Genomic DNA, 15,672 nt, shown 5'->3' on the forward strand with positions numbered 1-15,672 from the left:
AGGAATTCTGCGCCGCACTTAACCATTCCTGAACTGACCATGCTTCCCATGGACGAACCTGCACGCTACCACGGGGAAATGACTGATTTGCTGACTGAATATCAGGCGCTTGTAGACAATGGCGAATTGCAAGCCGACGCTGCGCAACTGGCTGTTCTGCCCGAGTTCGAGCGCATCCGCGCCGCCCTTGCAGCGCCGGTCAAAAAGGGGCTGTTTCGCAAGGCGCCCGAGCCACCCAAGGGGCTTTACCTTTGGGGTGGTGTAGGGCGTGGCAAATCCATGCTGATGGATTTTTTTGCATCCCGGCTTGATGTGCCTGCCCGGCGCGTCCACTTCCACGCCTTCATGCAGGAAATCCATGCGGCGATGCACGCAGCACGCAAACGTGGCGTAGACGATGCGATAGCCCCCGTTGCTGCTGACGTCGCAGCATCGGTTCGCCTTTTGGCTTTTGACGAAATGCAGATCACGGACATCACGGATGCCATGATCGTCGGACGCCTGTTCGAGGCTCTGTTCACGGCAGGGGTTGTGGTGGTCACAACATCAAACCGCGTGCCAGATGATCTGTACAAGGACGGATTGAACCGGCAACTCTTTGTGCCCTTCATCGACCTACTCAAGGACAAGATGGTTGTCTGGGAACTCGCCTCGCCCACCGATTACCGGCAGGACCGGCTGTCTGGTAGCCCGGTTTATTTCACGCCCTTGGGTGCCACTGCACGGGCCGAGATGGATGACATCTGGGCTGATCTGTCCGGCGGAGCGGCTGATCCGCTTGATTTGACCGTCAATGGGCGCACCGTGACCATTTCTCTGTTCCGCAACGGGATCGGTCGCAGCAGCTTTTTCGATCTGTGTTCAAAACCACTGGGACCAGCCGACTACCTTGCCATTGCCGAAGCCTGCAAAGCACTAATGATAGATGACATCCCCTGCCTGGGACGCAGCAACTTCAACGAAGCCAAGCGGTTCGTCACCCTGATCGACGCGCTTTACGAGGCGCGTGTGCGGCTGATTTGCTCGGCCGCCGACACGCCCGAAATGTTATACCTCGAAGGGGAAGGTACGTTCGAATTTGAACGCACAGCCTCGCGCCTACGCGAGATGCAAAGTGTGGATTGGGCTGCCTAACCCTGTGACTGGCTGATCAGTGCCACCAAAAGGGTTTCTGTGTCCAGACGCCCCGCCGTCGTGGTCAGCTGGCGTGGCAAGGTGAACTCACCTCGTGCGGCCGCCGTGTTCAAAAGCGCGTCGATGTAGGCATTTGATTGCCCCTCGGTCAGGGCCTGAACCAGCAACGCTTGCAAGCGGTCATCTTGGGCAGGCGTGTATCCAAAGCCGATCAGAACGATCCGTGTCAGGCTGCGCAGGTCCGTATGCTGCGCATCGGTGTCGGTCAGCCGGATTGGCTGACGCAGCTGACGGCTGACAGCCTCGGATGCAGGTAGGGGTTGCGGCTCCAGCAAGGAGGTGTCCGCACGCGTAACCTCGGCCTCGTCTTCAACGTCAATTGCGATCTCGGCAAAGGACTGGTGTTCGATCGTAGGCCCACCCGGTTGCATCAGGATCAAGCCAATTGTCACGACCAAAAAGGTCGCCGCAATCACCAGCATCTTGATGTTGGACGAGGAATATTCCTCTGGCTCTATGGCCGCTCGCGACACCGTTTCGGTCGCATCATCACGCCTGAACATACTGCTTCCCCAAAAGCAGACCCGTCACGGTTGATCCGTGTTGGGGCCAAAAACTATACTAAATGTAGCAAATACGATGCCGTTTGGTCAATATCCTGTGATTTGACCGGATTGCATGTCGCTCAGAGGTTGAGCGTTTTCACCCGTTTTCGCGCAAGACCGCACCAGCGAGATAAAGCGATCCGCAGATCAGAACGCGCGCATGCGGATCACGGGCAAGGATCGCATCCAAAGCCGCACCCACATCTTCCGCCTCGTGCGCCACCATCCCGACATCGCGCGCCGCCTTGGCTGTGTCTGCCGCAGACAACGTATTGGCCTCACCCGGAATGGAAAGTGCCGTCAGGCTGTCTACCTCAGCCGCAAGAGGCGCCATGTAACCGCCCGCATCTTTGGTGTTCAACATGCCGCAGATCATGTGGGTGGGTCGTTTGGGTAGGCTACGCAAAACACTGGCGAGCGCCGCCCCGGCCGCAGGATTGTGCCCACCATCCAGCCACAGTTCTGCCCCAGCTTTCGACGCTTTTTCGGCCAATGGTCCTGAGCGCAGACGTTGCATCCGCGCGGGCCAATGGGCTTGCGTCACCGCAGCGTGGCATGCGGCCTGATCACAGCCAAGATGGCGCAACGCGGCCAAGGCCATTCCGGCGTTCTGGATCTGGTGATCACCCGGCAGAACCGGACGGGGCAGATCCAACAGACCAACCTCGTCCTGGAATATCATCCCATCCCGTTCAGGCGCTGCATGCCAATGCTGCCCATACGCCTGCACAGGCGCACCCAGGCGAGCGGCCTGCGCCTCGATAACATCCAGCCCTTCTTCGTCCTGCGGACCGACGATACAAGGCACGCCGCGCTTGATGATCCCGGCCTTCTCTCCCGCGATCTTTGCCAAGGTGTTCCCGAGAAACGTCTCGTGATCCATAGACACGGGCGTGATGATCGTCAGCGCCGGGGTATCAATGACATTGGTCGCGTCCAAACGCCCACCAAGGCCAACCTCAAGCAGTGTGTAATCCGCCGGAGTCCGAGCAAAGGCAAGGATGGCGGCGCAGGTTGTGATCTCGAAATAAGTGATGTTGGCCCCGCCATTGGCGGCATAGCATTCATCCAGATAGACCGTCAGATCGGGTTCAGAGATCAACTCTCCGGCAAGCCGGATACGTTCATGAAATCGCGCGAGGTGGGGCGACGTATAGGCGTGCACCTTGTGACCCGCAGCCTCAAGCCCAGCGCGGATCATGGCCTGCGTCGATCCTTTGCCATTTGTCCCGGCAATATGAATGACGGGTGGCAGGTCGTTCTGCGGATTGCCCAGCGCCTCAAGCAGTCGCCACACGCGGTCCAGCGTCAGGTCGATCACCTTGGGATGCAGCGCCATCATCCGTGCGAGGATGGCATCGGAACCGCCGCTCATTCCTTGGCGGCGTCTTCTGCAGCAGGTTCTTCAGGTGCCGGCTCCGCGTCGGGCTCTGGGGCAGGCAATTCGCCTTTAATGGCAGGCGGCTGACCCATCAGCATGCGCGTAATAGTGATCAATTCTTCCCGCATTTCGGTTCGCTTGGTCACCCGGTCAAGCATCCCGTGATCCAGCAGATACTCGGCCCGCTGGAACCCCTCAGGCAGCTTTTCGCGAATGGTCTGTTCAATGACGCGCGGTCCAGCAAAACAGATCAGGGCGTTGGGTTCGGCGATATGCACGTCACCCAACATGGCGTACGAGGCCGTCACACCACCGGTCGTCGGATGGGTCAAAACGACGATGTAAGGCAGGCCCGCCTCTTTCAACATCTGCACAGCAACAGTGGTACGCGGCATCTGCATCAGGCTCAGGATACCTTCCTGCATGCGTGCGCCACCGGCGGCGGAAAACAGGATCAGCGGGCGCTTCAACTTCACCGCTTCTTCAGCCGCGGCGATAATGGCATTGCCCACATACATGCCCATGGACCCACCCATGAAGGAAAAGTCCTGCGCACAGGCCACGATGGGCGTGCGGCCCATCTCACCCGCAGCGACAAGCATCGCTTCTTCTTCGCCCGTGGACTTCTGGGCGGTCTTCATGCGGTCGGGATACTTCTTCTGATCACGGAAATTCAACGGATCGGCCAGCGGGGCCGGCACCTCGACCTCGGTAAAGATGCCACCATCGAACAGAGCCGTGAACCGGTCCCGCGGCGTGATCGCCATGTGGTGATTGCAGTTGGTGCAGACGTTCAGATTATCCGACAACTCGCGGTGAAACAGCATGGTGCCGCACTCATCGCACTTGGTCCACAGATTGTCCGGGGTTTCGCGCCGCGAAAAGATCGAGTTGATCCGGGGCCGGACGTAATTGGTGATCCAGTTCATAAGGGCTTCCTGCTGCCGTTCCGCATTTCAGATAATCCGGTGGACCAGCAAATGCAATCAGGCGCGGATGGCAAGGCGGGCCGCCAGCCAACTGACAAGCATGAACCCGAAGTCGACGGGCAGCCACGCAGCCATCGCCGCTTCGTCCCCCATGCCAAAGGGCAGAACATACAGTGCAAGGCCTGACATCTCGTCCGGGGTGGCGGTTAGAACCATGGCAGAAGTGTTGTTGGAAAAGTGCACCGCCATCGCTGGCCCCAACGTACCGGACCGGGCAGTCAGGTCAGCCATAAGCAAACCAAACATGGTCGCCCAAAGGGCAATGGTGAACGCGTTGCTACCTGCGCTTTCCGGCAAGTAATGGCCAGCCCCAAACAGGGCTGCAGGGGCAATCATCCAGATCAGGGGCGACCGGAACCGCGCCGCCAGTTGCTGCTGAAGATAGCCGCGAAACACGATCTCTTCTGCGCCAATCTGCACCAGCACGGCAACAAGAGCGAAAGGCAAAAGGATCAGCCAGCGGCCAACGGGCATGTTCAGAGCAAGCGGCTCACCCGCATCGTAGGGCGGCAACACCCACAGCGCGACGGTCAGCAGGAACATCATAAACAAAACCGACCCGAACTGCCGCACGGCCAGGCCAATCGGCCCGATCAGGGTCGAAGGACCCCGATTGTGCACCATGATCACAACTATGGCCGCCGCAACGGCCAGCAGCCCAAGTTGGAACAACAAAAGCAGCATACCACCGGCTGTCTGGCCCGTTTGCGAGTCTCTCAGAATGGCACGCGCTGTCTCGGGCTCAAGCAACCCAAGAATGGTGCCAAACACCAACTGGCTGAGCACAAGGAAAAAGCCCGCGACAAGCACAACGCCCAGAACCAGACGCCAGATCTGTGCCCGGTCCCTTGCCGGCGCAACAAAACGGTCATGCGGTCGGTAGTTGAAGCTCAGAACACCCATCACGCGTCCAACGGAGGAGGAGGAGGCCCCTCATCTTGCGGAATCTGCACATTGGCTTGGCGCAACAACTCGGCAGCGCCCGTCAGATGCCCGGCAACCGTGTGCAAAAGGCTCATCAGAACCGTTGAATCCTCTTCCAAAACCGCGCGGAACTCGGCGGCGCCAATACGCAGGAACGTCACCTCGGTCAAAGCGGTCAGGTGTAACTGGCGCGGCTCGTTCAGGATGATGGCAAGATCGCCAATCAAGCGACCCGGCTCAATGACGGACACCTGACGATCTTCGCCGTCATCGCTGTCGTAGCTGAGAACGGCGCTGCCCTTGACGCACAGATAGGCCGCGTCCGGCTTTTCTTCCATGGAGAAGATACGCTGACCCGGTTCGGCCGTGTACCATTGCGCGGCAAAGGCCAGCAGGCGTTGGTTCCGGCTTTCCACACCGGAAAACAGGTCGGCCCGTGCGATGACGCGCAGCTTGCGGCTTAGGTCATCGGTTTCTTCGTCATCTTCATCGTGTGCTTGAACACCGTCAACGCGCCCGTCCTTGATCTCGACAAACAGATCATAGGCATCGGGGTTATTGAAATTCTCTTCGAGGAAGATCAGCGTGGCATCGGGCAAAAGCTTGCGCAACGCGGCCCGGGTCTCGCGCCGTTGATCGGCGCTGTGGCTTGCCAGCGCGCGATCCAGAACAAGCACATCTGGCCGCTTGATCCCGGCGCGGGAAAAGGCAGCACGCTCATGGAAAATCGTGGGCAAATTCGACCCACCCAAACCTGTAGGTATATCAAAAACGGTTTCGGCAACCTGACGACGTAAACCGTTGTCATTGATCAGCTCGGCCACCAGATCCTCGATCAAATCGCCCTTGGTACCTGCCACCATCGAAACCCGGCCATACAATACGTTTTCCAACAGATTCAGACGCGGCAGGTATGTATCCGGCTCTATGGGAATAAAGATTTCCTCGGTCTGCGCCCGCAAAGCGGCCCCGCTCGTCTTGCGGATCTGTACGATCTCGTTCTTGAAGCTTTCGGGAAAGGCGGGACCGATTTGTTCAGCCGTGAAAGCGAATGGAACAGTCAGCAGCAACGAAAACTCGTCATCGGTCAGCGCGACATCGCCACGCTCTCGTCGGCGCTGGGAAATGTCGACAAGCTGCTCGTACATTTCTTCTTCTATGTTGAGCGCAGTAAACAGCGGATGGCTTGTGCCATCGCGACCAAAGGTCTGGTGCAGAGTCTCGATCAGGGTCTGCGATATGGCGATACCCTGTTCCGCCAGCCCGTGTTCAAAGACCAGGTTGATGAACCGATTGTCACGGGCAAGGCCCTGTTGCGAAATCTCGCGCGAGGGGGACGCAAACAACAGGTTCCCGCCAAGCGGCACCGCCGGATTGAATTCGTCCGGGTCAAAACGATAAACCGCGTCCAGCACACCCTTTTCGCGCAGGCAGTGTTCGACGGCCGGACGCAAATCCACAATGGCCTTGGCCAGTTCCGGGTGTTGCTGCGGATCGATGTGACTGACCAGCATACGGCGGAACATGAACTCGTCGATGCCCATGGCCTCGACCAGCTCGAACCACCACGCGCGCACCTCATCCTCGGTGCCCAGACCCGCAAGGCCCGGATCGACCCAATCCGTGTCCACGCGGTCCAAACTGTTGCCGGATCGCAGCGCTTCCGTAGTGTACCGATCCCTGCGCCCCTGATCCCACGGTACGGAGTTCGGACGGGTCATCAGCGGCATCAACAGGTTGCTGCCCAGCGTACCGTCAAAAAGATACGGGCGCGACTGGGCGTAACCGATACGCGCGGCCACGACTTCCTGGTGCAGTTCTGACAGGTCGTGCCCTGCAATGGTGATCACCCCTCGTGTCGGCAACACCTCCCGCGTCAGCAACTCGGCCAGCGCCGTTCGCTCGGTCTGGTTCTTGACCTGGATCGCAACACGTGCGCCCTTGGGAATGGTCAGATCAATCCGCTCCAGCACAGGCGTATTCTCGGCATTGCGGATGGTCACGTTGTCCAGGACGATATCGCCTTGCAGATGCGGAATGACCTCCGGCTCACCCTCGAACAGCGCCTCGTCGATCATGTCGCGCGGGGCAAAGCGATCGGTGACGATCTCCCACCGCAGTGACATATCCTGCGTCTGGTTGTAGTAGGTGAGTAGCTCTTTCCACGGGCTGGACAGGTCCTTGTAGGCAGCGATAGCGGCCACAAGTGCACCCACCGTGATGTCACCCCGGATGGCAAGATAGCCCCCCACGGAATAGAAGAAGAACGGCGTCAGCTGCGTGATGAAGTTGTTGAGAAACTTCATGAAGAATTTCTGCTGGTAGATCTTGAACCGCAGTTCAAATATCCGGCCCAACCGTTCAGTGAACTGCGCCTGCCGATAGCGCAGACCACCATTGGTGCGCAGATCAGAAATACCCGCGGCACTCTCGCCAATCTCGGCCGAAAAGGCACGGACCTGCTTGATCCGGTCCTTGTTCAGCAGGTTGATCCGACGCTGCAACATGGGAATGATCCACGCCTGCAGCGGGATCAATGCGATACCGGCAAGCCCGAACCAAACGGACTGCAGAAACAGGAACACCACGATGATCAGCATCTGGCCCGCCTGGAACACGGGCTGGGCCACCATGTCGCCCATCAACCCGCCCATCGGCTCAGCCTCGGACGTGACCATGCTCACCAGCTCGCCCTGACTGGTGGATCGGAAGTAGCTGCGCGGAAAACGCAGCATACGGCTGATCAACTGGAAGCGGAACCGGCGTAGCAGCCGTTCGGCTGTCACACCCTTCATCGTGTTCAGCCGCATCTTGAGCAATCCATGCGCCAACACGGCTGCCAGATAGCCAAAGCACAGGGCCAGCAGAAACTGGATCTGGCTCAGCTCGTAACCGAAGGCGTTGATGACACTGTCCGTGGCGCCGATGGCATCGTTGATGATGCGCTTGGGCAATTCCAGCGTGGCGTAGAGAAACGGGAACGTCACCACGGTCAACGCAAGTAGCATCAACTGATCACGTTTTGAGTGCCTCCAGATGAAAGCAAAGATAGTGGAATCCATTGTCTATCCCAATCGGCAGCGCCCCTGTCCAATTGGCCGCCAATTCAGCCTGGTGCCACGCGTTGGAAACAACTAGTGCCAGCAACGCTTTATTACAACCGCGGGCGCTTGCAGCAGGGCAGGGCAATGGCTATTGCAGTGCGGACGCTTTCAGGGGAGACGCCAGATGCTTAAAGGCAAGTTCGATAAGTCCAAGCTACCCAGCCGGCACGTGACCGAAGGGCCCGCGCGCGCGCCGCACCGGTCCTACTACTATGCCATGGGTATGACCGAGCATGAGATTCACCAACCGCTCGTCGGCGTGGCCACATGCTGGAACGAAGCAGCCCCCTGCAACATCGCCCTGAACCGTCAGGCACAATCGGTGAAGATGGGTGTAAAATCAGCCGATGGCACGCCCCGCGAATTCACCACCATCACCGTCACCGACGGCATCGCCATGGGGCACGAGGGCATGCGGTCTTCGCTGGCCAGCCGCGAGGCTATCGCCGACACTGTTGAGCTGACCATGCGTGGCCACTGCTACGACGCCCTTGTCGGCCTTGCAGGTTGTGACAAATCCTTGCCGGGTATGATGATGGCGATGATCCGTCTGAACGTGCCGTCCGTCTTCCTCTATGGTGGGTCGATCTTGCCGGGCCGTGCGCCCGTCGGCGCCAAGGTGCCCGCGGAATATGCCAACCGCGACTTGACCGTGCAGGACATGTTCGAAGCGGTTGGCCACCAGCAAAACGGCACCATGACCGAGGCGGAACTGGACGTGCTTGAGCGCGTCGCTTGCCCCTCTGCCGGGGCCTGCGGCGGCCAGTTCACCGCGAACACCATGGCCTGTGTGTCCGAAGCGATCGGCCTTGCGCTGCCCAACTCTGCCGGGGCCCCCGCACCTTACGAGAGCCGCGACCAATACGCCGAAGCGTCCGGTGCCGCGGTCATGAACCTGATCGAAAAGAACATCCGCGCGCGTGACATCTGCACACGGCAGGCATTCGAAAACGCGGCCCGCGTGGTTGCCTGCACGGGCGGCTCCACCAACGCCGGTCTGCACCTGCCCGCCATGGCGCACGAGGCGGGGATCGATTTCTACCTCGATGACGTGTGCGAAATTTTCCGCGACACCCCTTACTTCGTCGACCTGAAGCCGGGCGGCCAATACGTCGCCAAGGACATGTACGAAGCGGGCGGCATCTATGTGGTGATGAAGGAACTGCGCAAAGCGGGCCTGATCCACGAGGATTGCATGACCGCTACCGGCAACTCCATCGGCGAAGAGCTGGACAAGATCAGCCTCGAAGCCGACGGACGTGTGATCTACCCCATCGAAAACCCGATCACCAAGACGGGCGGCGTTGTGGGCCTGAAAGGCAACGTGGCCCCTGAAGGCGCCATCGTTAAGGTCGCAGGCATGGAAGCGCAGCACCAAATCTTTACAGGCCCTGCGCGCGTGTTCGAATGCGAGCAGGATGCCTTTGAGTCGGTCCAGAACCGCACCTACGAAGAAGGCGACGTGTTCGTGATCCGCAATGAAGGACCGTCTGGCGGCCCCGGCATGCGCGAAATGCTGGCAACCACCGCAGCCTTGTCTGGTCAGGGCATGGGCAAGAAGGTGGCGCTGATCACCGATGGCCGCTTCTCGGGCGCAACACGCGGCTTCTGCATCGGCCACGTTGGCCCCGAAGCGGCCCATGGCGGTCCCATCGCATTGCTGAAAGACGGCGACGTCATCACCATCAACGCGATCGAAGGATCGATCAATGTTGACCTGACGGACGAAGATTTGGCGGAACGCAAGGCCGCCTGGTCCGGCGCGCGCGAAACCATCTATGCCTCCGGCGCGCTGTGGAAATACGCGCAGCTTGTAGGCGAGACATACAAGGGCGCGGTCACGCATCCGGGTGCCAAGGCGGAACGGCATGAATACTGGGACCTCTAAGGGTCTCCTGCTCGGCGCGCTGCTTTTCGGTCTTGCGGCTTGCGAAGATTTCGCAGGGCTCAACCTTGGCGGCGCGACGAGTGAAAACCTTGCACTCAGCAGCGCTAGACTGGCGGACGGCAAGGTACGTTTGGTGCCACCACCAGGCTTCTGCGTGGACAAGCGCAGCCTGCGCCAGAATTTTGCACTCATGGCGCGCTGTGGCGCGTTGGGCGGTAGGCTCACGACAGACGCCCCGCTCGCCATCATCACGGCCACTACCGTCATCGCCAACGGTACGACACAAATCAGCACATCGGCCTTCGACAGCACCACGGAATCTGTGATTCAACGCATTGATGACGCGCCGCTCGCCCTTGTTCAGGTCAAGGGCAAGCCACCCAGCGCTGACATGCGCGACACATACTGGCGTGGCGCGACCCGGATTGGGGATCGGGTGATTGGCCTTACGCTATATCAAAAGGCCAATCAGGCGGATTTGGGCAATGTTGCACCCGATCTTTTGATCCAAACCATCGAGCAAACACAGGAACAATCCGTCGTCGCCGCTGTTGCACTTCAGGACAATTCTGCAACGCAGACGCCGAAACCTGCGGGCAGGGGGTTTCTCGCGGGTTTATTTGAGTGAAACCTTTGGCATAGATAAACTACCGGCAAGAGAACCGGCGCAGGGGCATATGGCAGGCAACCGCATCTCATTCCTGGACAGGGTCACGCACCGTCATACGGTGCGTCGTTGGGCACGCGCAGCCCGCAACGCCAATGATGCGCATGTTTCCGAGTTGCGCGGACTGCGCTCAGCCGCACGACTGTTGCGCAGTCATCTTGACCGTCTGATCCACCGCGCCGATGAACGGTTGGCCCTACCCGCCATCGGCTCCACCGCCTTCCCCCGTCCGCACAACGCGGACTGGGCGTGGCGCCCTGAACTTTGGCGTGGTTCGCTGCCCAGCCCGGGCATGTCGTCGGTCCAGACGAAATCGATGCTCGGCAACGAGGTTACGCTGTTCCACGACTGCGCTTTCAGTGAACTGACCCTCCGCCAGCTTCGTAACCTGCGCGAAGAGGATCTGGCCCCCTACGGTGTGCGCCTCGATGTCTTCAAATTCGATGGCTCGTTCCTGTCGCTCGTGATCGATCTACCCGAGGATGCGGTCAAAGGGCTGACCAAGAACCACCTTCTGGGCATGAACACGATTGTCGAGATGGAAAAACCGCTCGAAATCTTTGCCCGTCTCAACGTGCGCCATGGTCCCAACACCGAACAGATCGTGCGCGAACTGCCCCTCAATCAAGAGGATGTCACGGTCGAATTCGATCTTGCTTATTCCAAGTTGAACGAAAAGCGGGTTGAACGGGCCTGGATCGACCTGATCTTTGAAGGCCCCGAAATGAACCAGGTCACTCTGCGTGACCTCACCTTCTCGCGCCGCCCCCGCGCCGCCTTGTGATGAAAGGGAAGCGATGAGCACTCTGACCCTCACACCGACCAAGATGCGCTATGGGATCTGGCAGGGACTGATCCAGCAGAACGGCACCGGCGTGCCCCAAATCAAAGTGACCCACCTGAACAACGATGTCCCCGACGTGCAAGTCACCGAGCAGGACGAAGACGGGCAATGGCTGTTGCAGGTGCCCGTCCCGGCCGAGGCAATTGCCGACGGCGTGCAGGTCTTTGTCATCGCCGATGCGACCGACAACGAAAAGCTGGGCCATTTCACCCTTATCGCGGGTGAGGCCCTGGGCGACGATATCCGGGGCGAAGTTGCCCTTCTGCGCGAAGAGCTCGACATGCTCAAACGCGCCTTCCGCCGCCACTGCGTCGAAACCAGTTAGCGCTGCGCCGCCTTCAATGCGGCGGTCAACACGTCCCGATCCCCAACGTGATTGGCAAGGATCAGGATCAGCCGCGCGTTCAGCGCATCGCTGTCCTCTTTGCTCAGCCCCTGATGCACCGCCAGCAGCTCGTCATAGAACCCATCCGGGTCCGCGATGTTCGGCTCAAGGTTCAAGTCCATCACGCGCCCTTTCCCAATGCGATCCGCATGGCGCTTGCGACATCATCGGCAGACGCCTCTGGCCAACGCGCCACAACGTGCTGATCCGGGCGGAACAGGTACACCGCACCCCTCGCATCGCCCAGGTAACGCTCTTTCAGAAACGGATTGCCACGGGTGGTCAAACCCAGATGGGTCAGTGGCACGCCGTCCACCTCGTCAATGTCTGGCGCAGGCACATCAACGCAAAGCAGCGTGAACTCACCCGGCAAGCGATCCAGCAAATAGGTCTTGCCCAGCTTCGCATCCACCGCAGGCACCCCCACCCGTGTCCGCTCCGGCCCATCCAGCATATCCGGTCCATTTAGTGACAGCCCGTCATACACACACGGCACCGACAACCGCCCCGAATTGACCAGGGGCCGGGCAAACGCATGATCCCGCGCCAACTCCAGCACCGCATTGCGGAACACCTTGCTGATCTCACTCTTGGGCGTCAGGAAATCGGTCGCTCGGGTGGAGTTCAGAATGTTCTCATCCGCCCCATGCACCCGCTCCTCTGAATAGGTGTCCAATAACGTCTCGGGCGCGAGGCCCCGGATCACGAAATCCAGCTTCCACGCCAGATTGTCTGCATCCTGCACGCCGCTATTCGCCCCGCGCGCGCCAAAGGGCGACACCTGATGCGCGCTGTCCCCGGCAAAGATCACGCGGTCATGCCGAAACTCCTGCATCCGCCGGCACTGGAAGGTGTAGATCGACGTCCACTCCAACTCATATTCCGCCCCTTCACCCAGCATCGCATCGACGCGGGCGCGAATGTTCTCTTCCTTCAGCTCCTTCTCACGGTCGATGTCCCACCCAAGCTGAAAGTCGATACGCCAGATGTCATCAGGTTGTTTATGGAGCAGCGCCGACTGCCCCGCATCTTTGAACGGCGGCTCGAACCAGAACCACCGCTCGGTCGGGAAATCGGCGGTCATCTTGACGTCAGCAATCAGGAAATTGTCCTCGAATACCCGCCCGTCAAAGCTCAACCCCATCATGTCCCGCACCGGCGACCGCGCGCCGTCACAGGCAATCAGCCACTCGGCTTCGATCTGATAAGGACCATCGGGCGTGTCCACATCCAACAGAACGTGATCGTCCCGCTGATCCATCACGGTGACAGCGTTGCGCCCACGTATCTCAATCGGCGCGCCCTCGCTCTGCGCCACCCGGATCTCATCGACCAGAAACTTCTCGAAATAGGGCTGCTGCAGATTGATAAACGCCGGGCAGCGATGCCCGTCCTCGGGTTGCAGGTTGAACTGAAACACGCGGTCCTCACCGTGAAAGACCTTCCCCACGTTCCAGACAACCCCCTTGTCGATCATGCGCTGCCCCGCGCCCAACCGATTTGCGATCTCCAACGTCCGCTTCGCGAAACAAATGGCCCGACTGCCCTGACCCACACCCTCATGATCATCCAGCACGAGCACCGGCGTTCCTTTGCGCCCGAGGTCCAACGCCAAAGCCATTCCAATGGGCCCACCACCCACAATGACAACCGGATGCCGTTGAGCAGGTTGAGCCTGCGCTCCGACCGGAGCGTACGGGTAAAGTTTGAAAGCCAAAGAATAACGATCTGAAAGCTCTGTTCTCATTGCTTCTGTTACCGCTCCACGTTCCAAAAGAGCCAGGCACACTGCACGCGTTGAAAAACGTTCGTTTCCAGTGCGTCGAACCGCGGCATACATTCCTCCAGTTGAGGAGCCACAAGAACGAGCGCAAGCACCATATTTGCAACAAAGCTGCCTGCAGCCCAAAGAAGTGCCTTAACAAATCCCCATCTTTGGCCGCCTCTCCCCTTCTCGGTCAGAACTTGAAATACACCCGAAGACCCTAGGCTGCCGACACGCACATGCACAGGTTGCTGAGCTGCCGCCCTTGCTCCTGCCGTAATCAGACTGAAGACCCACGCAAATAACCGTATCCAAGTCACTGCCGTGAGGACAAAAAGACATAAAAAAACAACAAAGAGAATGATTTGCAGAGTCACCCCTGTAACGCCTCCCACATCTCTATATCTCGCTTGTCCGTCCAGATGCGTGGATGCGCGATGCCACGGGCCTCGTCATAGGCGCGGGCGACGTTGAACGGCAGGCAGTGCTCGTAGATGGCATAGTCGCTGAACTTCGGATCGCATTCGGCGCGCACTGCATCCCACGCCTCTTTCAACGACCCGCCGCGCGCAGCGACCCGCGCCGCAGGGCGGTATGTGCTATCCACAAAGTCCCGCGTGCTTTCGATGGCCTTGTTCACCATCTCGGACCCCACAAGCGCATCGCCGCGCCCCGGCGCAATGGCATCAACGTCATAGGCCTTGATCGCATCCAGCGTCCCACCCCAGTCGCCGAAATACCCGTCCCCGCAATAGCAGGCCGAGTGATACTCAACGATGTCGCCCGTAAACATCACGTTCTGATCCGGCACATGGATCACGGCATCCCCTGCTGTATGGGCGCGCCCCAGATGCTTGATGTCTACCCGACGCGACCCAAGATACACGGTCATGGAATCCGAAAACGTCGTCGTCGGCCATGTCAGCCCCGGAATGCTCTCGTGCCCTTCGAACAGACGAGGGAACCGCTGAAACTCGCTGTCCCAATCCTCCTGCCCACGCTCGGCCACCATGCCGCGCGCCATGTCCGACATGATGATCTGATCCGCGCCATAGGCTGACGCGCCCAGCACTCGCACCGCATGGTAATGGGTCAAAACCACATGGCTGATCGGCTTGTCGGTCACGCCGCGCACCTTCTCGATCACCTTCTCGGCCAGACGTGGAGTCGCCTGCGCCTCGACAATCATCACGCTGTCATCGCCGATGATCACACCAGAATTCGGATCGCCCTCGGCGGTAAAGGCCCATAGACCCTCTCCGATCTCGTCAAAGGTGATCGTTTTTTCGGTCATGTCACCTTGAGAGGCGAAGGCTTTGGCCATGTATCAGGTCCTTTCAGTAAGCGTCGGGTTGTTGGTCAGGATGGGCAGCGGCAATGGCTGGCACGTTCAGACAGGCCGCCTCGATCCGCTGTACTTTGGGAAAGGGGGTCACATCCACCCCCCAGCGATGCGCGTTGTAAACCTGCGCCACAAGGCACAGATCGGCAAGGTCAGGCGCGTGTCCAAAGGCAAAGGGTGTGTCGTCCTGCACCAGCGCCTCGAAGGCCGTGAAACCTTCGACCATCCAGTGCCGCATCCAATCCATCGCGCCGTCCGTGTCCGCGCCATAGGCATCTCGCAGATGGGTCACGACGCGCAGGTTGTTCACCGGGTGCACATCCACGGCAATGGTATGGGCCGCCGCCTGCACCCGTGCCCGCACGAGCAGATCGGTGGGCAGCAGTGCAGGTTCAGGCCAACGCGCGTCGATATAGTCCAGAATGGCCAACGACTGCGTCAGCACCGACCCATCCTCCAACACCAGCGTCGGCACGCCTCTGCCGGGGTTGATCTCTGCATATTCTGCGCTCTTCTGCACCCCGGCCAATAGGTCCACCGCCACAGTTTCAAACGGCACACCCTTCAGGTTCAGCGCCGCCCGCACGCGGTAGGACGTCGTCGAACGCCAATAGCTGTACAGGGTCAAAGGGGCAGTCATGCAA

14 protein-coding genes are annotated in these 15,672 nt (G+C 59.6%); 5 read left to right on the forward strand and 9 right to left on the reverse strand.

Annotation, left to right across the window (positions count from 1 at the left end; translation table 11 throughout):
• Positions 1-78: 78 nt before the first annotated feature.
• The gene (gene zapE, locus ACZ1HN_RS03240) at positions 79-1,134 is read left to right on the forward strand and encodes a cell division protein ZapE (RefSeq protein WP_472729267.1); all 1,056 of its coding nucleotides are present in this window, start codon (positions 79-81) and stop codon (positions 1,132-1,134) included.
• On the opposite strand, the gene ACZ1HN_RS03245 is transcribed toward zapE, so the two are convergent.
• The 5 genes from ACZ1HN_RS03245 to ACZ1HN_RS03265 form a co-directional block, all read right to left on the reverse strand.
• Positions 1,131-1,697, reverse strand: coding sequence for a hypothetical protein (locus ACZ1HN_RS03245; RefSeq protein WP_472726466.1), 567 nt, complete (start codon positions 1,695-1,697; stop codon positions 1,131-1,133). The genes zapE and ACZ1HN_RS03245 overlap by 4 nt on opposite strands.
• 139 nt (positions 1,698-1,836) lie before the next feature.
• Complete coding sequence (locus ACZ1HN_RS03250; protein WP_472726467.1) at positions 1,837-3,114, reverse strand: bifunctional folylpolyglutamate synthase/dihydrofolate synthase; 1,278 nt, start codon at positions 3,112-3,114, stop codon at positions 1,837-1,839.
• Positions 3,111-4,049 carry an acetyl-CoA carboxylase, carboxyltransferase subunit beta gene (accD, locus tag ACZ1HN_RS03255; protein WP_472726468.1) on the reverse strand — a complete coding sequence of 313 codons (939 nt, stop codon included), beginning with the start codon at positions 4,047-4,049 and terminating at the stop codon, positions 3,111-3,113. The genes ACZ1HN_RS03250 and accD overlap by 4 nt, the downstream gene beginning before the upstream one ends.
• A gap of 57 nt (positions 4,050-4,106) precedes the next feature.
• A complete protein-coding gene (locus ACZ1HN_RS03260) occupies positions 4,107-5,012 on the reverse strand; it encodes a lysostaphin resistance A-like protein (protein ID WP_472726469.1) in 906 nt (301 codons plus the stop codon).
• The gene (locus ACZ1HN_RS03265; protein ID WP_472726470.1) at positions 5,012-8,095 is read right to left on the reverse strand and encodes an ABC transporter transmembrane domain-containing protein; all 3,084 of its coding nucleotides are present in this window, start codon (positions 8,093-8,095) and stop codon (positions 5,012-5,014) included. The genes ACZ1HN_RS03260 and ACZ1HN_RS03265 overlap by 1 nt, the downstream gene beginning before the upstream one ends.
• Before the next feature lie 166 nt (positions 8,096-8,261).
• On the opposite strand from ACZ1HN_RS03265, the gene ilvD reads away from it, so the two are divergent.
• The 4 genes from ilvD to ACZ1HN_RS03285 are packed head-to-tail and all read left to right on the forward strand — an operon-like array spanning position 8,262 to position 11,861.
• A complete protein-coding gene (gene ilvD, locus ACZ1HN_RS03270; protein ID WP_472726471.1) occupies positions 8,262-10,025 on the forward strand; it encodes a dihydroxy-acid dehydratase in 1,764 nt (587 codons plus the stop codon).
• Positions 10,006-10,653 (forward strand): hypothetical protein, encoded by a 648-nt coding sequence (locus ACZ1HN_RS03275; RefSeq protein ID WP_472726472.1) that lies wholly within the window; start codon positions 10,006-10,008, stop codon positions 10,651-10,653. Before ilvD ends, ACZ1HN_RS03275 begins: the two co-directional genes overlap by 20 nt.
• Positions 10,654-10,702: 49 nt before the next feature.
• On the forward strand, positions 10,703-11,476 hold the full coding sequence (locus ACZ1HN_RS03280) for a DUF6478 family protein (RefSeq protein ID WP_299600599.1): 774 nt from the start codon (positions 10,703-10,705) through the stop codon (positions 11,474-11,476).
• Positions 11,477-11,489: 13 nt separating this feature from the next.
• Complete coding sequence (locus ACZ1HN_RS03285) at positions 11,490-11,861, forward strand: hypothetical protein (protein ID WP_299600601.1); 372 nt, start codon at positions 11,490-11,492, stop codon at positions 11,859-11,861.
• Here the strand turns inward: ACZ1HN_RS03285 and ACZ1HN_RS03290 are convergent.
• The 4 genes from ACZ1HN_RS03290 to maiA all read right to left on the reverse strand — a co-directional run bounded on the left by ACZ1HN_RS03290 (position 11,858) and on the right by maiA (position 15,668).
• Positions 11,858-12,043 carry a DUF2783 domain-containing protein gene (locus ACZ1HN_RS03290; RefSeq protein WP_472726473.1) on the reverse strand — a complete coding sequence of 62 codons (186 nt, stop codon included), beginning with the start codon at positions 12,041-12,043 and terminating at the stop codon, positions 11,858-11,860. The two genes, ACZ1HN_RS03285 and ACZ1HN_RS03290, sit on opposite strands and share 4 nt — an antisense overlap.
• The gene (locus tag ACZ1HN_RS03295; protein WP_472726474.1) at positions 12,043-13,668 is read right to left on the reverse strand and encodes an FAD-dependent oxidoreductase; all 1,626 of its coding nucleotides are present in this window, start codon (positions 13,666-13,668) and stop codon (positions 12,043-12,045) included. Before ACZ1HN_RS03295 ends, ACZ1HN_RS03290 begins: the two co-directional genes overlap by 1 nt.
• A gap of 391 nt (positions 13,669-14,059) precedes the next feature.
• Positions 14,060-15,010: an MBL fold metallo-hydrolase gene (locus ACZ1HN_RS03300; RefSeq protein ID WP_472726475.1), complete on the reverse strand. Its 951-nt coding sequence runs from the start codon at positions 15,008-15,010 to the stop codon at positions 14,060-14,062.
• Between the two features lie 13 nt (positions 15,011-15,023).
• Positions 15,024-15,668: a maleylacetoacetate isomerase gene (maiA, locus tag ACZ1HN_RS03305; RefSeq protein WP_472726477.1), complete on the reverse strand. Its 645-nt coding sequence runs from the start codon at positions 15,666-15,668 to the stop codon at positions 15,024-15,026.
• Positions 15,669-15,672 lie beyond the last annotated feature (4 nt).

The organism is Tateyamaria sp. GN1-10 (genome assembly GCF_055693845.1).